The sequence below is a fragment of the Pseudomonas sp. OST1909 genome, from assembly GCF_015277575.1.
Lineage (GTDB): Bacteria > Pseudomonadota > Gammaproteobacteria > Pseudomonadales > Pseudomonadaceae > Aquipseudomonas > Aquipseudomonas synxantha_A.
Window position 1 is genome coordinate 1,269,655 of sequence record NZ_CP063780.1, and the last position, 25,331, is coordinate 1,294,985.

At 59.4% G+C, this 25,331-nt stretch carries 25 protein-coding genes; 16 read left to right on the forward strand and 9 right to left on the reverse strand.

All coding sequences use genetic code 11. The features are described 5' to 3' along the window. The first annotated feature begins 63 nt into the window (after nt 1-63). Nucleotides 64-1,158, forward strand: a complete 1,095-nt coding sequence (zapE, locus tag IH404_RS05565) for a cell division protein ZapE (protein WP_005784768.1) — start codon at nt 64-66, stop codon at nt 1,156-1,158. A 138-nt stretch (nt 1,159-1,296) separates the two neighbouring features. Here zapE and IH404_RS05570 read toward each other — a convergent pair whose 3' ends face one another. Further along, nucleotides 1,297-2,193: a GlxA family transcriptional regulator gene (locus IH404_RS05570; RefSeq protein WP_177327423.1), complete on the reverse strand. Its 897-nt coding sequence runs from the start codon at nt 2,191-2,193 to the stop codon at nt 1,297-1,299. Nucleotides 2,194-2,437: 244 nt separating this feature from the next. On the opposite strand from IH404_RS05570, the gene IH404_RS05575 reads away from it, so the two are divergent. Next, nucleotides 2,438-3,574, forward strand: a complete 1,137-nt coding sequence (locus tag IH404_RS05575; RefSeq protein WP_005784771.1) for an acyl-CoA dehydrogenase family protein — start codon at nt 2,438-2,440, stop codon at nt 3,572-3,574. 113 nt (nt 3,575-3,687) lie between these two features. Here the strand turns inward: IH404_RS05575 and IH404_RS05580 are convergent, their stop codons facing one another. After that, nucleotides 3,688-4,728 (reverse strand): NADP(H)-dependent aldo-keto reductase, encoded by a 1,041-nt coding sequence (locus IH404_RS05580; protein ID WP_005784773.1) that lies wholly within the window; start codon nt 4,726-4,728, stop codon nt 3,688-3,690. A gap of 249 nt (nt 4,729-4,977) precedes the next feature. On the opposite strand from IH404_RS05580, the gene rplM reads away from it, so the two are divergent. The 8 genes from rplM (at nt 4,978) to IH404_RS05620 (ending at nt 10,773) form a co-directional block, all read left to right on the forward strand. Further along, nucleotides 4,978-5,406 (forward strand): 50S ribosomal protein L13, encoded by a 429-nt coding sequence (gene rplM, locus IH404_RS05585; RefSeq protein WP_003171742.1) that lies wholly within the window; start codon nt 4,978-4,980, stop codon nt 5,404-5,406. 14 nt (nt 5,407-5,420) lie between these two features. Next, a complete protein-coding gene (gene rpsI, locus IH404_RS05590) occupies nt 5,421-5,813 on the forward strand; it encodes a 30S ribosomal protein S9 (RefSeq protein ID WP_002555064.1) in 393 nt (130 codons plus the stop codon). A 265-nt stretch (nt 5,814-6,078) separates the two neighbouring features. Further along, nucleotides 6,079-6,672, forward strand: a complete 594-nt coding sequence (gene petA / locus IH404_RS05595) for a ubiquinol-cytochrome c reductase iron-sulfur subunit (protein ID WP_005784775.1) — start codon at nt 6,079-6,081, stop codon at nt 6,670-6,672. Further along, nucleotides 6,672-7,883 (forward strand): cytochrome bc complex cytochrome b subunit, encoded by a 1,212-nt coding sequence (locus IH404_RS05600; protein ID WP_003188526.1) that lies wholly within the window; start codon nt 6,672-6,674, stop codon nt 7,881-7,883. Before petA ends, IH404_RS05600 begins: the two co-directional genes overlap by 1 nt. Beyond that, nucleotides 7,883-8,662, forward strand: coding sequence for a cytochrome c1 (locus tag IH404_RS05605; RefSeq protein ID WP_005784777.1), 780 nt, complete (start codon nt 7,883-7,885; stop codon nt 8,660-8,662). The genes IH404_RS05600 and IH404_RS05605 overlap by 1 nt, the downstream gene beginning before the upstream one ends. Nucleotides 8,663-8,810: 148 nt before the next feature. Continuing rightward, nucleotides 8,811-9,428, forward strand: coding sequence for a glutathione S-transferase N-terminal domain-containing protein (locus IH404_RS05610; protein WP_005784778.1), 618 nt, complete (start codon nt 8,811-8,813; stop codon nt 9,426-9,428). Nucleotides 9,429-9,445: 17 nt separating this feature from the next. Continuing rightward, entirely contained in the window at nt 9,446-9,865 is a 420-nt protein-coding gene (locus IH404_RS05615) for a ClpXP protease specificity-enhancing factor (protein ID WP_005784780.1), read from the forward strand. A gap of 158 nt (nt 9,866-10,023) precedes the next feature. Next, nucleotides 10,024-10,773 carry a FadR/GntR family transcriptional regulator gene (locus IH404_RS05620; protein ID WP_194440125.1) on the forward strand — a complete coding sequence of 250 codons (750 nt, stop codon included), beginning with the start codon at nt 10,024-10,026 and terminating at the stop codon, nt 10,771-10,773. Between the two features lie 123 nt (nt 10,774-10,896). On the opposite strand, the gene IH404_RS05625 is transcribed toward IH404_RS05620, so the two are convergent. Next, nucleotides 10,897-12,054 carry a phospholipase gene (locus IH404_RS05625; protein ID WP_194440126.1) on the reverse strand — a complete coding sequence of 386 codons (1,158 nt, stop codon included), beginning with the start codon at nt 12,052-12,054 and terminating at the stop codon, nt 10,897-10,899. A 237-nt stretch (nt 12,055-12,291) separates the two neighbouring features. On the opposite strand from IH404_RS05625, the gene kdgD reads away from it, so the two are divergent. The 5 genes from kdgD (at nt 12,292) to IH404_RS05650 (ending at nt 18,919) form a co-directional block, all read left to right on the forward strand. Further along, nucleotides 12,292-13,203: a 5-dehydro-4-deoxyglucarate dehydratase gene (kdgD, locus tag IH404_RS05630; RefSeq protein WP_005784786.1), complete on the forward strand. Its 912-nt coding sequence runs from the start codon at nt 12,292-12,294 to the stop codon at nt 13,201-13,203. Nucleotides 13,204-13,257: 54 nt separating this feature from the next. Then, on the forward strand, nt 13,258-14,703 hold the full coding sequence (locus IH404_RS05635) for an aldehyde dehydrogenase family protein (RefSeq protein ID WP_194440127.1): 1,446 nt from the start codon (nt 13,258-13,260) through the stop codon (nt 14,701-14,703). Between the two features lie 171 nt (nt 14,704-14,874). Then, the gene (locus IH404_RS05640; RefSeq protein ID WP_005784790.1) at nt 14,875-16,239 is read left to right on the forward strand and encodes an MFS transporter; all 1,365 of its coding nucleotides are present in this window, start codon (nt 14,875-14,877) and stop codon (nt 16,237-16,239) included. Nucleotides 16,240-16,249: 10 nt separating this feature from the next. Continuing rightward, nucleotides 16,250-17,803 carry a galactarate dehydratase gene (garD, locus tag IH404_RS05645; RefSeq protein WP_005784791.1) on the forward strand — a complete coding sequence of 518 codons (1,554 nt, stop codon included), beginning with the start codon at nt 16,250-16,252 and terminating at the stop codon, nt 17,801-17,803. Between the two features lie 174 nt (nt 17,804-17,977). Beyond that, nucleotides 17,978-18,919 carry an AEC family transporter gene (locus tag IH404_RS05650; protein ID WP_005784792.1) on the forward strand — a complete coding sequence of 314 codons (942 nt, stop codon included), beginning with the start codon at nt 17,978-17,980 and terminating at the stop codon, nt 18,917-18,919. Here the strand turns inward: IH404_RS05650 and IH404_RS05655 are convergent. From IH404_RS05655 to gatC, 6 genes are all read right to left on the reverse strand, one after another. Further along, nucleotides 18,916-19,296, reverse strand: a complete 381-nt coding sequence (locus IH404_RS05655) for a carboxymuconolactone decarboxylase family protein (protein WP_194440128.1) — start codon at nt 19,294-19,296, stop codon at nt 18,916-18,918. The genes IH404_RS05650 and IH404_RS05655 overlap by 4 nt on opposite strands. Beyond that, on the reverse strand, nt 19,293-20,339 hold the full coding sequence (locus IH404_RS05660) for a calcium/sodium antiporter (RefSeq protein ID WP_177327422.1): 1,047 nt from the start codon (nt 20,337-20,339) through the stop codon (nt 19,293-19,295). The genes IH404_RS05655 and IH404_RS05660 overlap by 4 nt, the downstream gene beginning before the upstream one ends. Nucleotides 20,340-20,398: 59 nt before the next feature. Continuing rightward, nucleotides 20,399-20,770, reverse strand: a complete 372-nt coding sequence (locus tag IH404_RS05665) for a septal ring lytic transglycosylase RlpA family protein (RefSeq protein ID WP_005784798.1) — start codon at nt 20,768-20,770, stop codon at nt 20,399-20,401. Between the two features lie 99 nt (nt 20,771-20,869). After that, nucleotides 20,870-22,315: an Asp-tRNA(Asn)/Glu-tRNA(Gln) amidotransferase subunit GatB gene (gene gatB, locus IH404_RS05670; protein WP_005784800.1), complete on the reverse strand. Its 1,446-nt coding sequence runs from the start codon at nt 22,313-22,315 to the stop codon at nt 20,870-20,872. Nucleotides 22,316-22,325: 10 nt separating this feature from the next. Continuing rightward, entirely contained in the window at nt 22,326-23,777 is a 1,452-nt protein-coding gene (gene gatA / locus IH404_RS05675) for an Asp-tRNA(Asn)/Glu-tRNA(Gln) amidotransferase subunit GatA (protein WP_194440129.1), read from the reverse strand. Nucleotides 23,778-23,793: 16 nt separating this feature from the next. Continuing rightward, on the reverse strand, nt 23,794-24,081 hold the full coding sequence (gene gatC, locus IH404_RS05680) for an Asp-tRNA(Asn)/Glu-tRNA(Gln) amidotransferase subunit GatC (RefSeq protein WP_005784804.1): 288 nt from the start codon (nt 24,079-24,081) through the stop codon (nt 23,794-23,796). Nucleotides 24,082-24,291: 210 nt separating this feature from the next. Between gatC and mreB the strand changes: the two genes are divergently transcribed. Then, nucleotides 24,292-25,329: a rod shape-determining protein MreB gene (gene mreB / locus IH404_RS05685; RefSeq protein ID WP_002555108.1), complete on the forward strand. Its 1,038-nt coding sequence runs from the start codon at nt 24,292-24,294 to the stop codon at nt 25,327-25,329. Nucleotides 25,330-25,331 lie beyond the last annotated feature (2 nt).

The following is a 25,331-nucleotide window of genomic DNA, read 5'->3' on the forward strand; positions in this document are numbered from 1 at the left end:
TTGCCATTCTCCAGGGCCGTCGTTACAGTGTCGGCCCGTTTTTGTTGCCTTGCTAACGAAATTATGACGCCCCTAGAACGATATCAAGCTGATCTGAAACGCCCTGAATTCTTCCATGACGCGGCCCAGGAAAATGCTGTGCGTCATTTGCAGCGCCTGTACGACGATCTGGTCGCGGCCTCGCAAAGCAAGCCGGGGATGTTCAGCAAGCTGTTTGGCAAGAAAGACCATACGCCGGTCAAGGGCCTGTACTTTTGGGGGGGCGTCGGCCGGGGCAAGACTTATCTGGTAGACACCTTCTTTGAAGCGCTGCCATTCAAGGAAAAGGTCCGTACTCACTTCCACCGCTTCATGAAGCGCGTGCACGAAGAGATGAAAACCCTGCCGGGCGAGAAAAACCCGCTGACCATCATCGCCAAGCGCTTCTCCCAAGAAGCGCGGGTGATCTGCTTTGATGAGTTCTTCGTCTCCGACATCACCGACGCCATGATCCTCGGCACGCTGATGGAAGAGCTGTTCAAGAACGGTGTGACCCTGGTTGCCACGTCGAACATCGTGCCCGACGGTTTGTACAAGGACGGCCTGCAGCGTGCGCGCTTCCTGCCGGCCATTGCGCTGATCAAGCAGAATACCGATATCGTCAACGTCGACAGCGGCGTCGATTACCGCCTGCGCCACCTGGAGCAAGCCGAGCTGTTCCACTTCCCGCTGAACCAGGCGGCGCACGACAGCCTGAAAAAAAGCTTCCGCGCGCTGACGCCGGAATGCACCCAGGCGGTGGAAAACGACAAGCTGATGATCGAGAACCGCGAAATCATCGCCTTGCGTACCTGCGATGACGTGGCCTGGTTCGAGTTCCGCCAACTGTGCGACGGCCCGCGCAGCCAGAACGACTACATTGAGCTGGGCAAGATCTTCCACGCGGTGATCTTGAGCGGCGTCGAGCAGATGGGCGTGACCACCGACGATATTGCGCGGCGGTTTATCAACATGGTCGACGAGTTCTACGACCGCAACGTCAAGTTGATCATCTCGGCGGAAGTCGAGCTCAAGGACCTGTACACCGGCGGTCGCTTGAACTTCGAATTCCAGCGCACCTTGAGCCGCCTGCTTGAAATGCAGTCCCACGAGTTCCTGTCGCGCGGACACAAGCCTTAATCAATCTCCAGCTCAATGGAGATCCAATGTGGGAGCCGGGCTTGCCCGCGATGGCGGTGTATCAGTCAACTATAGGCTGGCTGATACACCGCCATCGCAGGCAAGCCAGCTCCCACAGTGGTTTGTGTTGGTCTGAGGTCAGGCAGCCTGTTGGAATTGCTGTCTGTACTGATTCGGCGACAACTCCGTGTGCTGCCTGAACAACCGCGCAAAGAAACTCGCATCGTCGTAACCCACCTCATAACTGATGGTCTTGATGCTCTTGCGGCTGCCTGAGAGCAGGCCCTTTGCCGTCTCGATGCGCAACCGTTGCAGGTAATGCAGCGGCTTGTCACCGGTGGCGGTCTGGAAGCGCCGCATGAAGTTGCGGATGCTCATGCCGTGTTCCCGGGCCACGTCTTCGAAGCGGAACTTGTCGGCAAAGTGTTCTTCGAGCCAGTGCTGGATCTGCAGGATGATCACGTCCTGGTGCAGCTTCTGGCCGCCAAAACCGATACGCCCCGGCGAATAGCTGCGCTGCACCTCATAGAGGATGTCACGGGCCACGGCCTGGGCGATGTTGGCGCCGCAGAAGCGTTCGATCAGGTAGATGTAGAGGTCACAGGCCGAGGTGGTGCCGCCGGCGCAATACAAGTTATCGGCATCGGTCAGGTGCTTGTCCTGGTTGAGCTGCACCTTGGGGAAGCGCTCGCTGAAAGCATTGAAGAACCGCCAGTAGGTGGTCGCCTCCTTGCCATCGAGCAGCCCGGCTTCGGCCAGCCAGAACACCCCGGTGGCTTCACCGCACAGCACGGCGCCGCGGGCGTGTTGTTCGCGCAGCCACGGCAACACTTGCGGGTAGCGGGTGCACAGGGCGTCGAAGTCGTCCCAGAAGGCCGGCAGCACGATGATATCGGCATCTTCCAGGCCGCCGTCCACCGGCATGATCACATCGCTGAAGCTGCGCACTGACTGTCCGTCGGGGCTGACCAGACGCGTATCGAACCCTGGGGTCAAGCCCAGGCCCTGCTGTTTACCGTAACGCAGGCTGGCCAGATGGAAGAAGTCCTTGGCTTGCATGAGGGTGGAAGCGAATACCCGATCAATGGCCAAAATGCTGACGCGCCGCAAGGGCGTGGAGATTTGGTTAGACATAATTTCATTTATTCTTATAGGGGAAAGTGGTCACCAGACGGCTGGATCGTCTTATTTTTTGTCGCATGTGTCCAGTGTCCCGTGACGCCATCGGGGCATAGGCTCTGTGGGCTCGTCCTTGTCCGACAATCCACGCAGGTGACTCATGATCCCCAGAACCTTGTTCAGCTCGGAGCACGAACTCTTCCGCGAGAGCGTGCGCACCTTCCTCGAAAAACACGCCGCGCCCTTTCATGGGCAATGGGAAAAGCAGGGCTATATCGATCGTAGCCTGTGGAACCAGGCGGGGGAGGCGGGCATGTTGTGTTCCCACCTGCCGGAGGAATATGGCGGCCTGGGCGCAGATTTCCTCTACAGCGCGGTAGTGATCGAAGAAGTCAGCCGCCTGGGGTTGACCGGCATCGGTTTTTCCCTGCATTCGGATATCGTCGCGCCCTACATCCTGCATTACGGCAGTGAAGCGCTTAAGCACAAATACCTGCCCAAGTTGATCAGCGGGGAGATGGTCACGGCAATTGCCATGACCGAGCCGGGCGCCGGTTCCGACCTGCAAGGGGTCAAGACCACGGCAGTGCTGGACGGCGATGAGTACGTCATCAACGGCTCCAAGACCTTTATCACCAACGGTTACCTGGCCGATCTGGTGATCGTAGTCGCCAAGACCGATCCCAAGGCCGGCGCCAAGGGCACCAGCCTGTTTCTGGTGGAGGCTGGCACGCCCGGTTTCGACAAGGGCAAGCGCCTGGAGAAAGTCGGCATGAAGGCCCAGGACACCTCGGAGTTGTTTTTCCAGGACGTGCGGGTGCCCAAGGAAAACTTGCTGGGCCAGGCCGGTATGGGCTTCGCATACCTGATGCAGGAGCTGCCTCAAGAGCGTTTGACCGTGGCGATAGGTGCGCTGTCTTCAGCCGAAGCGGCATTGCAATGGACCCTGGATTACACCCGCGAGCGCAAGGCGTTCGGCAAGGCGATTGCCGACTTCCAGAACACCCGATTCAAGCTGGCCGAGATGGCTACCGAGATTCAGATCGGTCGTGTGTTTGTGGATAAATGCATGGCACTGCACCTGGAAGGCAAGCTGGATGTGCCGACAGCGGCGATGGCCAAGTACTGGGCCACGGACCTGCAATGCAAGGTGCTCGATGAGTGCGTGCAGTTGCACGGCGGCTACGGCTTCATGTGGGAGTACCCGATTGCCCGGGCGTGGGCGGATGCGCGGGTGCAGCGTATTTATGCGGGGACCAATGAGATCATGAAGGAGATTATTGCGCGGGCGCTTTGATTGTCTGGTGCTCTTGATGGCCTCATCGCAGGCAAGCCAGCTCCCACATTTGACGGTATTCACAGATCAAAATGTAGGAGCTGGCTTGCCTGCGATGGCGGCCTGAAGGTCGATCAAGGCGCCGGATTCGGATGATCCTTTTGAATCGCCTCAATTCCTTCCAGCACCTCTTTCGACAGTTTCAGATCAGCACTGGCAATATTGCTGTCCAACTGCTCAAGGCTGGTGGCACCAATAATATTGCTGGTCACAAACGGCTGCTGCGTCACAAACGCCAGCGCCATCTGCGCCGGGTCCAGGCCGTGTTCGCGTGCCAGTGCCACATACCGGCTGCACGCCGCCTCCGACTGCGGGTTGAAGTAGCGGCTGAAGCGGCTGTACTCGGTCAGGCGCGCCTTGGCCGGCCGTGCGCCGCCTTCGTACTTGCCGCTGAGCATGCCGAACGCCAGCGGTGAGTAGGCCAGCAAACCGCACTGCTCACGGATGGCGATTTCCGCCAGGCCCACTTCAAAGCTGCGGTTGAGCAGGTTGTAGGGGTTCTGGATCGACACCGCGCGCGGCCAGCCACGGGCTTCGGCCAGGGCGAGGAACTTCATGGTGCCCCATGGGGTTTCGTTGGACAGGCCGATGTGGCGGATCTTGCCGGCCTTGACCTGTTCATCCAGGGCTTCGAGGGTTTCTTCCAGGGGGGTGAGGTCGTCTTCGTCCTTGTGCCTGTAGCTCAGTTGGCCGAAGAAATTGGTGCTGCGTTCCGGCCAGTGCAGTTGGTAGAGGTCGATCCAGTCGGTCTGCAGGCGCTTGAGGCTGGCGTCGAGCGCCTGGGTGATGTGCTTGCGGTTGTGACGCAGGTAGCCATCGCGGATGTAGTCAATCGTGTTGCCGGGGCCGGCGATCTTGCTGGCGAGTATCCAGTCGGCGCGGTCGCCACGGCTTTTGAAATAGTTGCCGATGTAGCGTTCGGTGGTGGCATAGGTGTCGGCCTTGGGCGGTACCGGGTACATTTCTGCGGTATCGAGGAAGTTGATCCCCGCGCCCTTGGCCCGTTCGATCTGCGCGAAAGCCTCTGCCTCGCTGTTCTGCTCGCCCCAGGTCATGGTGCCCAACGCAATGGCGCTGACGTTCAGATCGGTGCGGCCCAGCTGTCGGTAATCCATCGGGTACTCCTTCAGGGGAAAACAATCATAAAAGCAGGTTGAATTTTTTTTCGCAATCTGCATAATTGCCCACCTCTTTCTGCAGTGGAAGTGATGCGCCGCCTGCCGAAGAATCTTGCCGTTGAACGGACGCGCCGACCCGAGCCCCCGATAGCGTCTGTATCCGGCTGCCTTTGACTTGTCAAAGTACGCACTATTCAGTAAGATCCGCCGTCTAATTTACAGGGCGGCCCCTGAGGCTATTAAAGAATGACAACTTTTACTGCAAAACCGGAAACAGTTCAGCGCGACTGGTTTGTCGTCGACGCCGCTGGTCAGACCCTGGGTCGTCTGGCCACTGAAGTCGCCAGCCGTCTGCGTGGCAAGCACAAGCCTGAATACACCCCGCACGTTGATACCGGTGACTACATCGTGATCATCAACGCTGAGCAGGTACGTGTTACCGGCAACAAAGCGCAAGACAAAATGTACTACCGTCACTCCGGTTTCCCAGGCGGTATCAAGTCTTCCAACTTTGAAGGCCTGATCTCCAAGAAGCCTGAAGCCCCGATCGAAATCGCGGTCAAAGGCATGCTGCCGAAGGGCCCACTGGGTCGCGATATGTTTCGCAAGCTGAAAGTCTATGCGGGCGCTGTACACCCTCATGCTGCTCAGCAGCCCCAAGAACTGAAGTTTTAACGGAATAGTTCATTATGTCGGCGACTCAAAATTACGGCACTGGCCGTCGCAAAACCGCAACCGCACGCGTTTTCCTGCGTCCGGGCACTGGTAACATCTCGATCAACAACCGCTCCCTGGACAACTTCTTCGGTCGCGAAACTGCCCGCATGGTAGTTCGTCAACCGCTGGAATTGACCGAGACCGTTGAAAAGTTCGACATCTACGTCACCGTTATCGGTGGCGGTGTAAGTGGTCAAGCTGGCGCAATCCGCCACGGTATCACTCGCGCTCTGATGCAGTACGACGAAACCCTGCGTGGCGCTCTGCGCAAAGCTGGCTTCGTTACTCGCGATGCTCGTGAAGTTGAACGTAAGAAAGTCGGTCTGCGTAAAGCGCGTAAGCGTCCGCAGTACTCGAAGCGTTAATTCGCTTTACGTTCCAGAAAACGCCCAGCCTCCTCACGGAGCTGGGCGTTTTTTATTGCCTGCGATTTATGCACATTTTTCGCCGTGACAACTTGCCACATCCGTAGACCCCCTATACTACAAGGCCTGAGGGCGGAGGCCCGGGCAATTCCCTTGTCATACGTGGGGCTTTTCATTACCATCCGTCAAAATTTTTATAAGTAAAGATTCAACACTTAGTAGACGCCTGATTTAACAGGCCAAAAAGCTGATGGGAGAGGACTGAATGAGCAATGACGGCGTGAATGCAGGCCGGCGTCGCTTCTTGGTAGCAGCCACATCCGTGGTGGGTGCTGCAGGAGCGGTGGGGGCTGCGGTCCCGTTCGTGGGGTCATGGTTTCCCAGTGCCAAGGCGAAAGCCGCAGGTGCACCGGTGAAGGTGAATGTCAGCAAGATCGAGCCAGGTCAGCAGATGATTGCTGAATGGCGCGGCCAGCCGGTTTTCATTGTTCGCCGTACTGAGGAAATCCTGGGGAATCTGAAAAAGATCGAAGGCCAGTTGTCTGACCCGACATCCGAAAATTCCGATCAGCCCGCCTACGCCAAGAACGAAATGCGTTCGATCAAGCCAGAGATCCTGTTGCTGGTTGGTCTGTGTACACACTTGGGTTGCTCGCCTACCTTCCGCCCGGAAGTGGCCCCTGTCGATCTGGGCAAGGATTGGGTCGGTGGTTATTTCTGCCCCTGCCACGGCTCGCACTACGACCTCGCTGGCCGTGTCTACAAATCCCAGCCTGCTCCATTGAACCTGCCCGTGCCTCCGCATACCTACGAAACTGACGACCTCATAGTCATTGGCCTCGACAAGGAGAACGCGTGATGAGCAAGTTCATGGATTGGGTGGATGCGCGCTTCCCCGCCACCAAAATGTGGGAAGACCATCTCAGCAAATATTACGCGCCAAAAAACTTCAACTTCTTCTACTTCTTTGGCTCCCTGGCCTTGTTGGTGCTGGTCAACCAGATCGTCACCGGCGTGTGGTTGACGATGAGCTACACCCCGTCGGCGGAAGAGGCCTTTGCTTCCGTCGAATACATCATGCGCGACGTCGAGTACGGCTCGATCCTGCGCCTGCTGCACTCCACAGGCGCATCAGCGTTCTTCATCGTCGTCTACCTGCACATGTTCCGCGGTCTGCTCTACGGTTCATACCAGAAGCCCCGCGAGCTGGTGTGGGTGTTTGGCATGTTGATCTACCTGGCGCTGATGGCCGAAGCCTTCATGGGCTACCTGCTGCCATGGGGCCAGATGTCGTACTGGGGCGCCCAGGTGATCATCTCGCTGTTCGGTGCAATCCCGGTGATCGGCAACGACCTGACCCAGTGGATACGTGGCGACTACCTGATCTCCGGCATCACCCTGAACCGCTTCTTCGCCTTGCACGTGGTGGCCCTGCCGATCGTGATCCTGGGCCTTGTGGTACTGCACATCCTGGCACTGCACGAAGTGGGTTCCAATAACCCTGATGGTGTGGACATCAAGAAGCACAAGGATGAGAACGGCATCCCGCTCGACGGCATTCCATTCCACCCTTACTACACCGTGAAAGACATTGTCGGCGTAGTGGTGTTCCTGTTTGTGTTCTGCTCGATCGTGTTCTTTTTCCCGGAGATGGGTGGTTATTTCCTGGAGAAACCTAACTTCGAACAGGCCAACGCCTTCAAGACGCCCGAGCATATTGCCCCGGTCTGGTACTTCACGCCGTTCTACGCGATCTTGCGTGCGATCCCCGACAAACTCATGGGCGTGATCGCCATGGGCGCAGCCATCGCGGTGCTGTTCGTGCTGCCGTGGCTCGATCGGAGCCCGGTCAAGTCGATGCGCTACAAAGGCTGGCTGAGCAAGATCTGGCTGTGGGTGTTCTGCATTTCGTTCGTGATCCTGGGTGTGCTAGGCGTGCTGGCGCCGACCCCCGAGCGTACGTTGCTGTCGCAGGTCTGCACCTTCCTGTACTTCGCCTACTTCATTCTGATGCCGTTCTATACCCGGCTCGAGAAGACCAAACCGGTTCCGGAAAGGGTGACTGGCTGATGAAAAAATTATTCGTTGCATTCGTGCTTGCGGCTCTGCCGCTACTGTCCTTCGCCGCCGAGCATGGCGCGCAGCTGGAAAAAGTCGATATCGATGTGTCTGACAAGGCCGCCATGCAGGATGGGCTGCGTACCTTCACCAACTACTGCATGGGCTGCCACAGCGCCAAGTTCCAGCGTTACGAGCGTGTGGCCGATGACCTGGGCATTCCCCATGAGGTGATGCTCAGTCACGCGGTGTTCACTGGCGCCAAGATTGGCGACCATATGAACATCGGCATGCAACCGGCTGACGCCAAGACCTGGTTCGGCGCCGCACCGCCCGACTTGACCCTGGTGGCTCGTGTACGCGGTACCGATTGGCTCTACGGCTACCTCAAGTCCTTCTATGAAGACCCGGCGCGCCCCTATGGCGTGAACAACAAAGTCTTCCCGAATGTCGGCATGCCGAACGTTCTGGTCGGCCTGCAGGGTCGTCAAGTGGTAGGATGCAAGCAGGTTCAGGTCGTTGAAGACGGCAAGAAGCAATATGATCCGTTGACCGGCACGCCGCTGACTCATGAAGCGTGCGATCAACTGACCATCGTGCCCAAGACCGGTACGCTGAACGAAGAGCAGTTCGACGAGAAGGTCAAGAATCTGGTGACCTTCCTGGCCTACTCGGCCAACCCGGTCAAACTGCAGCACCAGCGCATCGGTACGTACGTCTTGCTGTACCTGGCTTTCTTCTTCGTATTCGCTTATCTGCTCAAGCGCGAATACTGGAAGGATGTGCATTGATCCAACCGTAAGCAATTGCTGTTAATCTTGCGCGCCCAGCGGCATCTCTGAACACGTAACGCCTGGTTTGACCGGACGTTACAGAGATGCTCTCTGGGCGCGCTCGTTTTTGAGCTTTCGATAATTTCAACAAGCGAGGAGGACCGCCATGGGCGTGACCAATCGGTTGGCCTGTTACTCCGACCCCGCCGACCACTATTCCCACCGAGTACGCATCGTGCTCGCAGAGAAGGGTGTCAGCGCCGAGATCATCAGTGTGGAGGCGGGCCGTCATCCGCCGAAACTGATCGAAGTGAACCCTTACGGCAGCTTGCCCACCCTGGTCGATCGTGACCTGGCGTTGTGGGAGTCAACCGTGGTGATGGAATACTTGGATGAGCGTTACCCGCATCCGCCTTTGCTGCCGGTGTACCCGGTGGCGCGTGCCAACAGCCGCCTGCTGATCCATCGGATCCAGCGTGACTGGTGCGGGCTGGTGGATGTGATTCTGGATTCGCGTTCTAAGGAAGCCGCTCGGGTGCAGGCGCGCAAGGAATTGCGCGAAAGCCTGACCGGTGTTTCGCCGCTGTTCGCCGATAAACCTTTTTTCCTCAGTGAGGAACAAAGCCTGGTGGATTGCTGCCTATTACCCATACTCTGGCGCTTGCCGATCCTGGGCATTGAACTGCCACGGCCGGCCAAGCCGCTGCTTGATTACATGGAGCGCCAATTTGCGCGTGAGGCTTTCCAGGCGAGTCTGTCTGGTGTCGAACGCGATATGCGCTAAGGCTTAAGGAGCCGTTGATGAACTCCAGTCGACCTTATTTGGTCCGCGCGCTCTATGAGTGGATTGTGGACAACGATTGCACACCGCACATGCTGGTCAATTCCGAGTTTCCCAAGGTGGATGTGCCACAGGGTTTCGCCAGCGACGGACAAATCGTGCTGAACGTATCGCCCAGTGCCGTGCGCCATCTGCACATGGACAACGAAGCGGTGAGCTTTGAAGGGCGTTTCGGTGGCGTACCGCATACGCTGTTCGTGCCGATTGGTGCCATCCTCGGGATCTACGCCCGGGAGAACGGCCAAGGCATGGTGTTCGATCTGGAGTCGCCTTTCGAGGACGACGAAACGATTGACGGTGAAGGCGGTGATGATCTACCGCCACCGGACAGCGAGCCGCCGCGTCCTAGCGGTCGGCCGAGCTTGAAAGTGGTGAAGTAGGCGGATTTTGCCTTCAGCCCCCCGTGAGAAATGCCTCGATGTTTGTCGGGGCATTTTTTTGCGTGAAGGATATGGATGAAAGTCGCGCCACAACGGTGATCGTACAACCACCATGGGCTATGATGCGGTCTTCAGTTCGCCGAGAAAGATGGTTCATCATGGAAAACGCCAGCGCCGCTCCACGTCTGCCCCGCAAGCGCCGCAGCCTTGCCCAGGAATTGGTCACGGTGTTGTCCGAGCAGATCCGCGATGGCCAGCTCAAACGCGGCGATAAATTGCCTACCGAGTCGGCGATCATGGAAGCCCACGGCGTCAGCCGCACCGTGGTGCGCGAGGCCATCTCGCGCTTGCAGGCGGCGGGGCAGGTCGAGACCCGCCATGGTATCGGCACCTTTGTGCTGGACACGCCCAGCCCCAGCGGTTTCCGCATTGACCCGGCCACCGTGGTGACCTTGCGTGATGTGCTGGCGATTCTGGAGCTGCGTATCAGTCTGGAAGTAGAGTCGGCGGGCCTTGCCGCCTTGCGTCGCAGTGATGCGCAACTGGCCGCCATGCGTGCGGCTCTTGATGCGCTGAATGAAAGTGCGGCCCACGCTGGCGATGCGGTGGCGTCAGACTTTGCCTTTCACCTGGAAATTGCACTGTCTACCGGTAACCGCTACTTCACCGATATCATGACCCACCTGGGTACCAGCATCATTCCGCGGACCCGCTTGAATTCGGCGCGCCTGGCCCATGATGACCAGCAGCATTACATGGGCCGCCTGAGCCGCGAACACGAAGAAATCTATGAGGCAATTGCCCGCCAGGATTCGGATGCGGCGCGGGCGGCCATGCGTCTGCATTTGACCAACAGCCGTGAGCGGCTGCGCCATGCCCATGAAGAGGCAGAAGCGCAGCGCGGCTGAAGCATTGCCCTGTAGGAGCGAGCTTGCTCGCGAAAGATTCAAGGGCACCGCGTTTATTCAGTATGTGCGCGCTGACCGCAGGTTCTTCGCGAGCAAGCTCGCTCCTACAAAAGGTTTCAGCTGTTAGCTGGCCGGTTGATTGGGCTTGTAGTCTTTGAGCAACAGGTACGTACTCCACCCCCACCAATCATTGGTCCAGTGTTTGTCGTTCAGGTCATTGACGTCCTTGCGCCGCAGCACCTTGTCCCCCTCCATCTTGAACAACGGCGAGAAGTTGTTCGCCGGGTTTTGCGCGGCGTTCAGGTCGGGCACATACAGCGGTGCCTTGAAGCTGGCTGGGGAGGGCGCGACGCCGCTGATGAAGGTTTCGAAGATTTCGTCTGCCGAAGCCTGCACCGCACGTTTTACCTGTACGCGATTATCGGCGTCGATGCTGTCGAAGTAGCGCTTGTCGCCGTAGGCATGCCACTGATCACCCATGGCATTACGCACCTTGAGCCCGAACTTGCTGTCTTCGTCGTGCATGAAGCGGCTGATCAGCGAACCCAATTCACCTGGTGTCACAACGGCTGCCAACTGTTTGCGTGGCACTCGCAGGTGCCCGGCGGAAAACAGGTCGGTCAAAAAGTGATCAGCGAAGCTGTTCATTGCATAGGCCAGTTCCAGGGCCTGGTCGGTACCCGTCTGGTGGGCCACAACGGCTTGTTGCAGCGCCGCCGTGTGACCGGCCAGGTACGCGGACAAGGCCCACTCACCGAAGTGATCGGCATTGTCCGCTGCCAGCTTGAGGTAGCGTCCCAAGGGAATCAGGGCCGAAACAGCGCTGCCGCCACCCGTGATGCGGTTCCACTCCTCCGACAACGTATCACCCAGTGCGTCGTAGGCTTCATGGGGTTGTTTGCCATCCTTGATCGCCTGCTTGACCGCGTTGATTTCCTTTTGCATCACCGCCAGGATCTTCTGCGCCTCTTCCCGTGAGGCGGGTAATACGGCGAGAGAGTTGAAGGCTGCAGTGAAACGTTGCACGCGCTCGGCCGCAGAGGCGCCATCGCTGATGGCTTGGCCGGGGATGCCATAGAAATCGCCACCTAAAGCGATCACTTGGCCGTAGGTCAGCGCGAGCCCGTTGGGCAGATGCAATGGCACCTGGTGTGCAGGAATCGCCGCAGCGTCCTTGGCGAAGCGCAGCAGGGTTTCATCGCCGATGGCGGTGTGTTCACCCCCTTCAAAACGCAGGGTTGGCGGGAGTTTCTCGGGTACTGCGAGTTCAAGACCTGACATGTTAGCTCCTTGCTATGTCGTGGAAATCTTCCTTTTTAACTGTATGTATATACAGCTGAAGTTACTATAGGTGAGAAATTTCCTACGTCAAGAATTGCAATCCACACGTCAGGTGCGAGCGGAGGCTCAACGAATTGCAGTTGACGAATTTTTTTATAGTTGTACGATGACGTACGACATCATCAAAACCAACAACAACGCTTTCCTTAGAAAGTCTTCGCCCAGGGTGTTCGAATAATGAATCCACAAGAACTGAAGTCCATCCTCTCCCACGGTCTGTTGTCTTTCCCGGTGACCGATTTCAACGCCCAGGGTGACTTCCACCAGGCGGGCTACATCAAGCGCCTCGAATGGCTAGCCCCTTACGGCGCCACCGCGTTGTTCGCAGCCGGTGGGACGGGTGAGTTTTTTTCCCTCGCTGCCAGCGAATATTCCCAAGTGGTAAAAACCGCCGTGGACACTTGCGCGTCCAGCGTGCCGATTCTTGCCGGTGTGGGCGGTTCGACCCGCCAGGCCATCGAGTACGCCCAGGAGGCGGAGCGCCTCGGTGCCAAAGGCTTGCTGCTGCTGCCGCACTACCTTACCGAAGCCAGCCAGGACGGGGTTGCTGCCCATGTTGAAGCGGTGTGCAAGTCGGTCAAGATCGGCGTGGTGGTGTACAACCGCAACGTCTGCCGCCTGACCGCGCCGCTGTTGGAACGCCTGGCCGAACGTTGCCCGAACCTGATCGGCTACAAGGATGGCCTGGGTGATATCGAGCTGATGGTGTCGATCCGTCGCCGCCTGGGTGACCGATTCAGCTACCTCGGCGGCCTGCCGACTGCAGAGGTTTACGCCGCGGCCTACAAGGCCCTTGGAGTGCCGGTGTACTCCTCGGCGGTGTTCAACTTCATCCCGAAAACCGCCATGGACTTCTACCACGCCATTGCCCGCGAAGATCACGTCACCGTCGACAAGATCATCGATGACTTCTTCCTGCCTTATCTGGACATCCGTAATCGCAAAGCCGGGTACGCAGTGAGCATCGTCAAGGCCGGCGCGAAAATTGTCGGGTATGACGCCGGCCCAGTGCGTACGCCGCTGACCGATCTGTTGCCGGAAGAATACGAAGCCCTGGCCGCGCTGATCGACAAGCAAGGCGCGCAATAAATTATCCACAAGGCCGCTGAGCAATCAGCGGCCTTTTGCGTCAGGAGAAGATTTGTGTCCCAAGCAAAGCGTTTCGAAAACTACATCAACGGTGAATGGGTAACTGGCGCCGACTATTGCACCAATATCAACCCGTCTGATTTGGCCGATGTCATCGGCGAATATGCCAAAGCGGACGTAGCCCAAGTCAACGCGGCCATTGACGCGGCCCGCGCCGCTTTCCCGGCCTGGTCCATGTCCGGTATCCAGGCGCGCCACGACGCGCTGGATAAAGTCGGCAGTGAAATCCTTGCCCGTCGCGAAGAGCTCGGCACCCTGCTGGCCCGGGAAGAGGGCAAGACCCTGCCCGAAGCCATCGGCGAAGTGACCCGCGCCGGTAATATTTTCAAGTTCTTCGCCGGTGAATGCCTGCGCCTTTCAGGTGATTACGTGCCCTCGGTGCGTCCGGGCGTCAACGTTGAAGTGACTCGCGAAGCCCTTGGCGTGGTGGGGCTGATTACTCCATGGAATTTCCCGATTGCCATTCCCGCATGGAAAATCGCCCCGGCCCTGGCCTACGGCAACTGCGTGGTGATCAAGCCAGCGGAGCTGGTGCCGGGTTGCGCCTGGGCCCTGTCGGAGATCATTTCTCGCGCTGGTTTCCCTGCTGGTGTGTTCAACCTGGTGATGGGCAGCGGTCGTGTCGTCGGCGACGTGTTGGTCAACAGCCCGAAAGTCGATGGCATCAGCTTTACCGGCTCGGTTGGCGTGGGTCGTCAGATCGCCGTCAATTGTGTGTCGCGCCAGGCCAAAGTGCAGTTGGAAATGGGCGGCAAGAACCCGCAGATCATCCTCGATGACGCCGACCTCAAGCAGGCGGTGGAGTTGTCGGTGCAGAGCGCGTTCTATTCCACCGGCCAGCGTTGCACCGCGTCGAGCCGTTTGATTGTCACCGCCGGTATTCACGACCAGTTTGTTGCGGCAATGGCTGAGCGCATGAAGTCGATCAAGGTCGGCCACGCGTTGCGCACCGGCACCGACATCGGGCCAGTGGTGTCCCAGGCCCAGTTGGACCAGGACATGAAATACATCGACATCGGCCAAAGCGAAGGTGCGCGGCTGGTCAGCGGTGGCGGCCTGGTGACCTGCGACACCGAAGGCTATTACCTGGCGCCGACCTTGTTTGCCGACAGCGAAGCGGCGATGCGCATCAGCCGTGAAGAAATCTTCGGCCCGGTGGCCAACGTGGTGCGTGTGGCTGACTACGAGGCGGCGCTGGCCATGGCCAACGACACCGAATTCGGCCTGTCGGCGGGTATCGCCACTACGTCGCTGAAGTACGCCAACCACTTCAAACGCCACTCCCAGGCTGGGATGGTGATGGTCAATCTGCCAACCGCCGGTGTGGATTACCACGTTCCATTTGGTGGCCGTAAGGGGTCATCCTACGGTTCGCGTGAGCAAGGTCGCTATGCGCAAGAGTTCTACACCGTGGTGAAGACCAGCTATATCGGGTCGTAATACGCAGCATCCTGTGGCACTGGCTTTATGTGGGAGCTGGCTTGCCTGCGATAGCATCACCTCGGTCTTGCTGACACACCGAGGTGTCTGCATTGCGGGCAAGCCCGGCTCCCACAGGAAAAACAAAAAATCATTACCCGCAAAAAAAATAATTAGTGGGAGTACCTCTTCATGCAAGCGACCAAGCCGACCCATGTCCGCTATTTGATCCTGCTCATGCTGTTTCTGGTGACCACGATCAACTATGCCGACCGCGCAACTATCGCCATCGCCGGCTCCAGCCTGCAAAAAGACCTCGGCATCGACGCGGTCACCCTCGGTTACATCTTCTCCGCATTCGGTTGGGCTTACGTGGCCGGGCAAATTCCTGGCGGCTGGCTGCTCGACCGCTTCGGCTCGAAAAAAATCTACGCCTTGAGCATCTTCACCTGGTCGCTGTTCACCGTGCTGCAAGGCTATGTCGGTGAGTTCGGCGTCTCCACTGCTGTGGTTGCGCTGTTCATGCTGCGCTTCATGGTGGGCCTGGCCGAGGCGCCTTCGTTTCCGGGCAATGCCCGTATTGTTGCGGCGTGGTTTCCTACGGCTGAGCGCGGCACCGCATCGGCGATCTTCAATTCGGCGCAGTACTTCGCCACGGTGTTGTTTGCGCCATTGATGGGCTGGATCGTCTACCGCTTCGGCTGGCAGCATGTGTTTATCGTGATGGGCGTGATCGGCATCGTGTTCTCGCTGATTTGGCTGAAAGTTATCCACAGCCCGCGCCAGCATCCGATGATCAACGAGGCCGAGTTCAACCACATCGCTGCCAACGGCGCGATGGTCGACATGGATCAGGACAAGGGCAAGGGTAAGAAAACTGACGGGCCGAAGTGGGATTACATCCGCCAGTTATTGACCAACCGCATGATGCTTGGCGTATACCTGGGCCAGTACTGCATCAACGGCATCACCTACTTCTTCCTGACCTGGTTCCCGGTGTATCTGGTGCAGGATCGCGGCATGACCATCCTCAAGGCTGGTTTTATCGCCTCGTTGCCGGCGATCTGCGGCTTTATCGGCGGTGTGCTCGGCGGGGTGATCTCTGACTACCTGCTGCGTAAAGGCCACTCGCTGACCTTTGCACGCAAGGCGCCGATCATTGGCGGCCTGCTGATCTCCAGCAGTATCGTGGCCTGCAATTACGTGGACATCGAATGGATGGTGGTGGGCTTCATGGCCTTGGCGTTCTTCGGCAAAGGCGTTGGCGCACTAGGTTGGGCGGTGGTGTCCGACACCTCGCCGAAACAAATCGCCGGCCTCAGCGGCGGCCTGTTCAACACTTTCGGCAACCTGGCGTCGATCACCACGCCGATTGTCATCGGCTACATCATCAGCACTACCGGCTCGTTCAAGTGGGCCCTGGTGTTCGTCGGCGCCAACGCGCTGGTCGCAGTGTTCAGCTACCTGGTGATTGTCGGCCCGATCAAGCGCGTGGTGCTCAAAGAGCCGCCCGCCAAAGGCCCTGAGTTGACCAACCTTTCCCAAGCGCATTCCTGAGGTTCGTGTGATGCAGTTGATTGAACATGCCGACTCGCCGCGCTCGATCCGTTTGCACGAGCGCGACAATGTGGTGATCGTGGTAAACGACCAGGGCGTGCCGGCGGGCACTGAATTTCCCGACGGCCTGGTCACCGTGGAGTTCATACCCCAGAGCCACAAGGTGACGTTGGAAGATATCCCCGAGGGCGGCCGGATTATTCGCTACGGCCAGACCATCGGTTACGCCTTGGCTCCGATTCCGCGTGGCAGTTGGGTGCAGGAAGATCAGCTGCGCATGCCCACCGCGCCACCGCTTGACAGCTTGCCGCTGTCCACCGAGGTGCCTGAAACCCAGGCACCGCTGGAGGGGTTCACCTTCGAGGGCTATCGCAATGCCGACGGTACCGTGGGCACGCGCAATATCCTCGGCATCACCACCACCGTGCAGTGCGTCACCGGCGTGCTGGACCACGCAGTCAAGCGCATCAAGGATGAGTTGCTGCCCAAGTATCCCCACGTCGATGATGTGGTGGCGCTGACCCACAGCTACGGCTGCGGCGTGGCGATTACGGCGACGGATGCCTATATCCCGATCCGCACCGTGCGCAACCTGGCGCGCAACCCGAACTTGGGCGGTGAAGCCCTGGTGATCAGCCTGGGCTGCGAGAAATTGCAGGCCGGCCAGGTGATGCACGATAACGACAGCTCGGTGGACCTGAGCGAGCCGTGGTTGTATCGCCTGCAGGATTCCAGCCATGGCTTTACCGAAATGATTGAGCAGATCATGGCGCTGGCCGAGGTGCGCTTGAAGAAACTCGACCAGCGCCGTCGGGAAACCGTGCCGGCTAGCGAGCTGATCCTGGGTATGCAGTGCGGTGGTAGTGATGCGTTTTCCGGTATCACCGCCAACCCGGCGCTGGGGTATGCCTCGGACTTGTTACTGCGGGCCGGCGCGACGGTGATGTTTTCCGAAGTGACTGAAGTGCGCGATGCCATTTACCTGCTGACTTCCCGGGCGCAGAACCAGGAGGTTGCCCGGGAACTGGTCAGGGAAATGGACTGGTATGACCGTTACCTGGCCAAGGGTGAAGCAGACCGCAGCGCCAATACCACGCCGGGCAACAAGAAGGGCGGGCTGTCGAATATTGTCGAGAAGTCCTTGGGCTCCATCGTCAAGTCCGGCAGCAGCGCGATCAACGGCGTGCTCGGCCCCGGCGAGCGCTTGAAGGGCAAGGGCCTGATTTTTTGCGCCACCCCGGCCAGTGATTTTGTGTGTGGCACCTTGCAACTGGCGGCAGGGATGAACCTGCATGTATTCACCACCGGGCGTGGCACGCCGTACGGGCTGGCGATGGCGCCAGTGGTCAAGGTGTCGACCCGCACCGAGCTGGCCCAGCGCTGGCCGGACCTGATCGATATCGACGCCGGGCGCATTGCCACCGGGCGCGCGAGCATCGAGGAACTGGGTTGGGAGTTGTTTCACTTCTACCTGGACGTGGCCAGTGGCAGGAAGCAGACGTGGGCCGAGCATCACAAGTTGCACAACGATATTACGCTGTTCAACCCGGCGCCGATTACCTGAGACCGAGTCGCCTGCATCGGGAGCAAGCCCCCTCCCACATTGGTCCGCATTCCAACACAATGAATGCGTTCAAATGTGGGAGGGGGCTTGCTCCCGATAGCGGTAGACCAGACGACACGGGCTGCATGGCTTATCATTAGCCAACTAACGACGCCCACCAAGGTTCTCCCCGGCATGCTGGCAATCTTCCTTACCACCCTCACCATCACCGCGCCGGTGTTTGCCATGCTGTTTCTTGGTGTGCTGCTCAAGCGCATCAACTGGATCAACGACAACTTTATCCACACCGCTTCGTCCCTGGTGTTCAACGTCACCATGCCGGCGCTGTTGTTCCTGGGCATCCTGCATGCCGACCTGCACGCGGCACTCAAGCCGGGTTTGCTGATCTATTTTGCCGTCGCCACCCTGGCGAGCTTTGCTTTGGCTTGGGGCTGGGCGATTTTTCGCTGCAAGCGTGAAGACCGGGGCATTTACACCCAGGGTGCGTTTCGCGGCAACAACGGGGTGATCGGCCTGGCGCTCGCCGCCAGCATGTACGGTGACTACGGGATCTCCCTGGGCGCAATCCTCGCGGCGCTGGTGATCCTGTTTTACAACACGCTGTCGACCATTGTGCTGGCGGTGTACAGCCCGGTGATCAAGTCCGACCCGTGGAGCATTTTCAAGAGTGTGGTGGCTAACCCACTGATCATCAGCGTGATCGTTGCGGCGCCGTTCGCGTACTTTCAGATCAGCTTGCCCGGCTGGTTCGAAAAGTCCTTGCAGTACCTGTCGGATACCACGCTGCCGTTGGCGTTGATTTGCATCGGCGGCACCTTGTCCATGGCCGCGCTGCGCAAGAGCGGCAACATGGCGTTGAGTGCGAGCCTGATGAAGATGATCTGGTTGCCGGTGATCGCAACCCTGGGCGCTTGGTTGCTGGGCTTTCGCGGGCCGGAGCTGGGGATTCTGTTCCTGTACTTCGGCGCGCCGACAGCCGCGGCCAGCTTCGTGATGGCCAGGGCGGCGCAAGGCAATCATGAGCTGGCGGCGGCGATTATCGTGATCACCACGTTGATGGCGGCGGTGACCACCAACATCGGGATTTTCGTATTGCAGGCGGGTGGCTGGATCTAGGCGTCTTTCTGGTAGCTTTCGATCACTTCCTGCGCTGCCCGAAAGGCATCAATCGCCGCCGGCACACCGGCATACACCGCGCAATGCAGCAGCGCTTCGCGAATCTCGTCTACCGTGCAGCCATTATTCAGTGCACCGCGCACGTGGCCCTTGAGTTCCTGCGGGCATTTGAGGGCTGTCAGGGCGGCGAGGGTGATCAGGCTGCGGGTCTTGAGCGGCAAGCCTTCGCGGTTCCAGACAGCGCCCCACGCATGTTCATTGACGAAGTCCTGCAGCGGCTGGGTGAACGCCGTGGCACTACCCAGGGCGCGGTCGACGAATGCATCGCCCATGACTTGGCGTCGTACCTCAACTCCGGGTTTTTTCTGATCGGTCATTTCGATTCCCTCTTGTGTTGGCGGTGCCAGGCGCGCACAGAGGTGAACAACAGCAAAGCCACCAACGCCGGCAGGACGTAATACAGCATCAATTGTTCAAGCTTGTTGGCCAGGGGCATACCGGTGGTGAACGCCATTACGTGCAGCCCGTACGCCAGGTACAACCCCAGCAGCACCAGCCCTTCGATACGCGTCACACGGTAGCCGGTATAAAACACCGGCAGGCACAGGACGATGGCACCGAGCATCACCGGCAAATCGAAGTCCAGGGCATTGGGTGATACCGACAGCGGCGACGGCGCCACCAGCGCGGTAAAGCCCAGCACGCCCAGCAGGTTGAACAGGTTGCTGCCGATCACGTTGCCTACCGCAATTTCCCGCTCGCCGCGCAAGGCGGCGATCAGCGATGTGGCAAGGCAGGGCAGCGAGGTGCCCACGCCGATGAGCGTCAGGCCGATGACGCGCTCCGACAAGCCCAGGTCGCCCGCCACTTCCACCGCGGCGCCCAGCAACAAATGCCCGGCCAGTACCAGCACCAATAGCCCGGCGAACATCAGCAACGCGCTGCTCAACCAGGGTGCCTTGGCCACGGTGTCCAGGGTGCGCGGGCGGCGTGAATGACGCGTCTGGTGGTGCAGTACGCCAAGGTAAGCCACCAGCGCCACCAGCAGCAAAACACCATCGAGCGGTGTCAGCACTTCATTGGCGGCCAGGATAAACACCAGCAGACCGGCGAAGATCATCACCGGGATATCCACACGCACCAGTTGCCGCGAGACCCGCAGCGGAATGATCAGCGCCGACAGGCCCAGGGTGACGAGGATATTGAAAATGCTGCTGCCAATAACGCTACCCACGGCGATATCGGTATTGCCGGCCAGCGTGGCCTGGAGGCTGACGGCCATCTGCGGCGCGCTGCTGCCGAAGGCGACAACGCTCAAGCCGATGATCAGCGGTCGCACTTTGAGGCTGGCCGCCAGGCGTACGGCGGCGCGTACCAGGATCTCGGCGCCGACGATCAACAGCAGCAAGCCGCCGACCAGTTCGAGCAGGCTCCAGGGCGAAAGGGCGTTCAATCCGAAAATACTCAAGGCGGCCTCAATCAGTTGTTCAGGGCTTGCACGCGAACCCGTGCGGTGCCGCTGCCCAGCATACGCAATTGCTCGGCAGCCTTGCGGGAAACGTCGATCAGGCGCCCACGGGTGTGCGGGCCGCGGTCATTGATACGCACCACGACCGATCGGTCGTTGTTCAGATTGGTCACTTTGACCCGCGTACCGAAGGGCAGGCGCCGATGCGCAGCGGTCAAGGCGTTCTGGTTGAAGGGTTCACCACTGGCGGTTCTTTTGCCATGGTGTTTAGCGCCGTAATAGGAGGCGGTGCCGGTTTCGTCGTAACCGTTGGGGTCGATGAGGCCGCTGGCGCAACCCGCCAGCAGGGAGGACAAGGCCAGGAGGCCGAGTAGACGCTTCATTGTCAGGACATCCCCAATAAAAAATGTGGAGAGGGAGCAAGCCCCCTCCCACACAGGTTGGAGCCAGACCTTGAAGTCTGCTCCAACCATTCACCGCAATCAGCCTTCGAGCTTGCTTTTAAGCAGCTCGTTCACCTGTTGCGGGTTGGCTTTGCCCTTGGAGGCTTTCATGGCCTGGCCGACAAAGAAGCCGAACATCTTGCCGCGCTTGGCTTCGTCTGCGGCGCGGTATTGCTCGACCTGTTCGGCATTCGCCGCGAGCATTTCATCGAGTACGGCCGAAATCGCGCCGCTGTCGGTGACTTGCTTGAGACCACGCTTCTCGATGATCTCGTCGGCGTTGCCTTCACCCGCGGCCATCGCTTCGAACACCGTCTTGGCGATTTTGCCGGAGATGGTGTTGTCCTTGATGCGCAGCAGCATCCCGCCCAATTGTTCGGCAGTGACAGGCGCTTCGTCGATTTCCAGGCCCTGTTTGTTCAGCAGGCTGCCCAGTTCGACCATCACCCAGTTGGCCGCCAGCTTGGCGTCGCCGGCAATGCTCACGACTTTTTCGAAGTAGTTGGCTTGTTCACGGCTGGACGCCAGCACGCTGGCATCGTAGACCGACAGGCCGAACTGCTCCTGGAAGCGCTCGCGTTTTTGCTGCGGCAGTTCCGGCAGGGTGGCGCGGATGTCGTTGAGGAACGAATCCTCCAGCACCACCGGCAACAGGTCCGGGTCGGGGAAGTAACGGTAGTCGTTGGCTTCCTCTTTGCTGCGCATGGCGCGGGTTTCGTCTTTGTTCGGGTCGTACAGGCGCGTTTGCTGGATCACCTTGCCGCCGTCCTCGATCAATTCGATCTGGCGACGCACTTCGCTGTTGATCGCCTTCTCGATGAAGCGGAACGAGTTGACGTTCTTGATCTCGCAGCGGGTGCCGAACTCAACCTGGCCCTTCGGCCGGATCGACACGTTGCAGTCGCAACGCAGCGAGCCTTCGGCCATGTTGCCGTCGCAGATGCCCAGGTAGCGCACCAGCGCGTGGATGGTCTTGACGTAGGCCACGGCTTCCTTGGCGCTGCGCATGTCCGGTTCGGAGACGATTTCCAGCAGCGGCGTGCCGGCACGGTTCAGGTCGATACCGGTGGCGCCGGGGAATTCTTCGTGCAGGCTCTTGCCGGCGTCTTCTTCCAGGTGCGCACGGGTTACGCCGACACGCTTGATGGTGCCGTCTTCCAGCGGGATGTCCAGGTGGCCCTTGCCGACGATCGGCAGTTCCATCTGGCTGATCTGGTAGCCCTTGGGCAGGTCTGGATAGAAGTAGTTCTTGCGTGCAAACACGTTGTGCTGGCCGATTTCGGCGTCAATCGCCAGGCCGAACATCACCGCCATGCGCACCGCTTCCTGGTTCAGCACCGGCAGCACGCCGGGCATGCCCAGGTCGACTAGGCTGGCCTGGGTGTTGGGCTCAGAGCCGAACGTGGTGGCGCTACCGGAGAAAATCTTCGATTGGGTGGCGAGCTGGGTATGAATCTCCAGCCCGATCACAACTTCCCATTGCATAGTGTTCTCCTCAGAAGCCGGTAGGGGTGCGGGTGTGCCAGTCGGTGTGCAACTGGTACTGGTGCGCCACATTGAGCAGGCGGCCTTCCTGGAAATACGGGGCGAGCAATTGCACGCCAACCGGCAAGCCGTCGACGAAACCGGCAGGCATGGACAAGCCCGGCAGGCCCGCGAGGTTGGCGGTAATGGTGTAGAGGTCTTCCAGGTACTCGGCGATCGGGTCGCCGGTCTTGGCGCCGATCTTCCAGGCCGGGTTCGGCGTGGTCGGGCCGAGGATCACGTCGACTTCTTCGAAGGCGGCCATGAAATCGTTCTTGATCAGGCGACGGATTTTCTGCGCCTTGAGGTAGTACGCGTCGTAGTAGCCGGCGGACAGGGCATAGGCGCCGACCATGATCCGGCGCTGGACTTCACTGCCGAAGCCTTCGCCACGGGAGCGTTTGTACAGGTCGGTGAGGTCTTTCGGGTTCTCGCAGCGATAGCCGAAGCGCACGCCGTCGAAGCGCGACAGGTTGGAAGACGCCTCTGCCGGCGCGATCACGTAGTAGGCGGGAATCGCGTGCTGGTTGTTCGGCAGGCTGATTTCCTTGATCACGGCGCCCAGCTTTTCCAGCTCTTTGATGCTGTTTTGCACCAGTTCGGCGATACGCGGGTCGAGGCCGGCGCTGAAATACTCTTTCGGCACGCCGATGCGCAGGCCCTTGAGCGAGGTATTCAGGCTGGCGCTGTAGTCCGGCACGGGCTCATCGATGCTGGTGGAGTCCTGTTTATCGAAGCCTGCCATGCCTTGTAACAATATTGCACAGTCTTCGGCGGTGCGTGCCAGAGGGCCGCCCTGATCCAGGCTTGAGGCGTAGGCGATCATGCCCCAGCGGGAAACGCGACCGTAGGTCGGCTTCAGGCCGGTGAGATTGGTGAACGCGGCCGGCTGGCGGATCGAACCACCGGTGTCGGTCGCCGTAGCGGCGGGCAGGAAGCGTGCGGCCACGGCCGCAGCCGAGCCACCGGACGAACCACCGGGCACGTGCTCAAGGTTCCACGGGTTTTTCACCGCGCCGTAGTAGCTCGATTCGTTGGCCGAACCCATGGCGAATTCGTCCATGTTGGTCTTGCCCAGGGTCACAGCCCCGGCGGCGGCCAGCTTGGAGACCACGGTGGCGTCATAGGGCGCCTTGAAGTTGTCGAGCATCTTCGAGCCGCAGCTGGTGCGAATGCCCTGGGTGCAGAACAGGTCCTTGTGGGCGATGGGGGCGCCCAGCAGAGGGTTGTTTTCACCGTTGGCGCGACGTGCGTCGGCGGCCTTGGCCTGGCTCAGGGCCAGCTCTTGGGTGAGGCTGATGAAGCTGTTGACCTTGGGGTCGTGCTCGGCGATACGCGCAAGCAGGGTCTTGGTCAGCTCTTCGCTGGAAAACGTTTTGTCGGCGAGACCGCGGGCGATCTCGGCCAGAGTCATGTGATGCATGAAAGGCTCTTTCCCTTTAGTCGATGACTTTCGGAACCAGGTACAGGCCGTTTTCGACCGCTGGCGCGATGGACTGGTAGGCCTCGCGGTTATTGCGCTCGGTCACGACGTCTGCGCGCAGGCGCTGACTGGCTTCCAGCGGGTGAGCCAGGGGCTCGATGCCGTCGGTATCGACAGCCTGCATTTGGTCAACCAGCCCGAGAATGCTGTTCAGGGCTGCGGTGGTCTGTGGAAGATCGGCGTCATTGAGGCCAAGCGAGGCCAGATGCGCGATTTTTTCCACGTCGGAGCGTTCAAGCGCCATGGGATTCTCCAGTGGAAAACAGAACGGAAGGCGTCCGTGTGTTAGATTGTCGGAACACTACCGCATTTCTACGGTCATATGGCCGCGATTGTGGGGGTTGGTGCACAGAAAGTCGGCCAATTTAGCACATTGGCGCCTTGCCCAAAATCCCTGTCGTTGTTAGAGTTTGCCGCACTTTTTTACCCACGCGTTGCCTAGGGTCCCTTTCCCATGTTCAAGAAACTGCGTGGCATGTTTTCCAGCGATCTTTCCATTGACCTGGGCACTGCCAACACCCTTATTTACGTGCGCGAGCGCGGTATCGTTCTGAATGAGCCATCGGTTGTGGCCATTCGGACCCATGGTAATCAGAAAAGTGTCGTTGCCGTTGGCACCGAGGCCAAGCGTATGCTCGGCCGTACACCAGGCAACATTGCTGCCATTCGTCCGATGAAGGATGGCGTGATCGCCGATTTCAGCGTCTGCGAGAAGATGCTGCAGTACTTCATCAACAAGGTTCACGAAAACAGTTTTCTGCAGCCCAGCCCTCGTGTGCTGATCTGCGTTCCGTGCAAGTCCACCCAGGTTGAGCGTCGTGCCATCCGTGAGTCGGCCCTTGGCGCCGGTGCCCGCGAAGTGTTCCTGATCGAAGAGCCGATGGCGGCTGCGATCGGTGCCGGCCTGCCGGTTGAAGAAGCCCGCGGCTCGATGGTGGTGGATATCGGTGGTGGTACTACCGAAATCGCCCTGATTTCCCTGAACGGTGTGGTGTATGCCGAATCCGTGCGTGTGGGTGGCGACCGTTTCGACGAAGCGATCATCACCTATGTACGTCGCAACTACGGCAGCCTGATCGGCGAATCCACCGCCGAGCGCATCAAGCAGGAAATCGGCACCGCCTACCCGGGCGGCGAAGTTCGCGAAGTCGATGTTCGCGGTCGCAACCTGGCCGAAGGCGTTCCACGTGCCTTCACCCTGAATTCCAATGAAGTGCTGGAAGCTCTGCAAGAGTCCCTGGCCACCATCGTTCAGGCCGTGAAGAGTGCCCTGGAGCAGTCGCCGCCGGAGCTGGCTTCCGATATCGCCGAGCGTGGCCTGGTGCTGACCGGTGGTGGCGCCTTGCTGCGCGACCTCGACAAGCTGCTGGCCCAGGAAACCGGTCTGCCGGTGATCGTCGCCGAAGACCCGCTGACCTGCGTTGCTCGTGGTGGTGGTCGTGCGCTGGAAATGATGGATAAACACACCATGGACCTGCTCTCCAGCGAATAAGA

Bases quoted from the DNA above. Each gene is read 5' to 3' on its own strand.
- zapE (WP_005784768.1), top strand. From the start codon at position 64: ATGACGCCCCTAGAACGATATCAAGCTGATCTGAAACGCCCTGAATTC.
- IH404_RS05575 (WP_005784771.1), top strand. From the start codon at position 2,438: ATGATCCCCAGAACCTTGTTCAGCTCGGAGCACGAACTCTTCCGCGAG.
- IH404_RS05580 (WP_005784773.1), bottom strand. From the start codon at position 4,728: ATGGATTACCGACAGCTGGGCCGCACCGATCTGAACGTCAGCGCCATT.
- rplM (WP_003171742.1), top strand. From the start codon at position 4,978: ATGACAACTTTTACTGCAAAACCGGAAACAGTTCAGCGCGACTGGTTT.
- rpsI (WP_002555064.1), top strand. From the start codon at position 5,421: ATGTCGGCGACTCAAAATTACGGCACTGGCCGTCGCAAAACCGCAACC.
- petA (WP_005784775.1), top strand. From the start codon at position 6,079: ATGAGCAATGACGGCGTGAATGCAGGCCGGCGTCGCTTCTTGGTAGCA.
- IH404_RS05600 (WP_003188526.1), top strand. From the start codon at position 6,672: ATGAGCAAGTTCATGGATTGGGTGGATGCGCGCTTCCCCGCCACCAAA.
- IH404_RS05605 (WP_005784777.1), top strand. From the start codon at position 7,883: ATGAAAAAATTATTCGTTGCATTCGTGCTTGCGGCTCTGCCGCTACTG.
- IH404_RS05610 (WP_005784778.1), top strand. From the start codon at position 8,811: ATGGGCGTGACCAATCGGTTGGCCTGTTACTCCGACCCCGCCGACCAC.
- IH404_RS05615 (WP_005784780.1), top strand. From the start codon at position 9,446: ATGAACTCCAGTCGACCTTATTTGGTCCGCGCGCTCTATGAGTGGATT.
- IH404_RS05620 (WP_194440125.1), top strand. From the start codon at position 10,024: ATGGAAAACGCCAGCGCCGCTCCACGTCTGCCCCGCAAGCGCCGCAGC.
- IH404_RS05625 (WP_194440126.1), bottom strand. From the start codon at position 12,054: ATGTCAGGTCTTGAACTCGCAGTACCCGAGAAACTCCCGCCAACCCTG.
- kdgD (WP_005784786.1), top strand. From the start codon at position 12,292: ATGAATCCACAAGAACTGAAGTCCATCCTCTCCCACGGTCTGTTGTCT.
- IH404_RS05640 (WP_005784790.1), top strand. From the start codon at position 14,875: ATGCAAGCGACCAAGCCGACCCATGTCCGCTATTTGATCCTGCTCATG.
- garD (WP_005784791.1), top strand. From the start codon at position 16,250: ATGCAGTTGATTGAACATGCCGACTCGCCGCGCTCGATCCGTTTGCAC.
- IH404_RS05650 (WP_005784792.1), top strand. From the start codon at position 17,978: ATGCTGGCAATCTTCCTTACCACCCTCACCATCACCGCGCCGGTGTTT.
- IH404_RS05655 (WP_194440128.1), bottom strand. From the start codon at position 19,296: ATGACCGATCAGAAAAAACCCGGAGTTGAGGTACGACGCCAAGTCATG.
- IH404_RS05665 (WP_005784798.1), bottom strand. From the start codon at position 20,770: ATGAAGCGTCTACTCGGCCTCCTGGCCTTGTCCTCCCTGCTGGCGGGT.
- gatB (WP_005784800.1), bottom strand. From the start codon at position 22,315: ATGCAATGGGAAGTTGTGATCGGGCTGGAGATTCATACCCAGCTCGCC.
- gatA (WP_194440129.1), bottom strand. From the start codon at position 23,777: ATGCATCACATGACTCTGGCCGAGATCGCCCGCGGTCTCGCCGACAAA.
- gatC (WP_005784804.1), bottom strand. From the start codon at position 24,081: ATGGCGCTTGAACGCTCCGACGTGGAAAAAATCGCGCATCTGGCCTCG.
- mreB (WP_002555108.1), top strand. From the start codon at position 24,292: ATGTTCAAGAAACTGCGTGGCATGTTTTCCAGCGATCTTTCCATTGAC.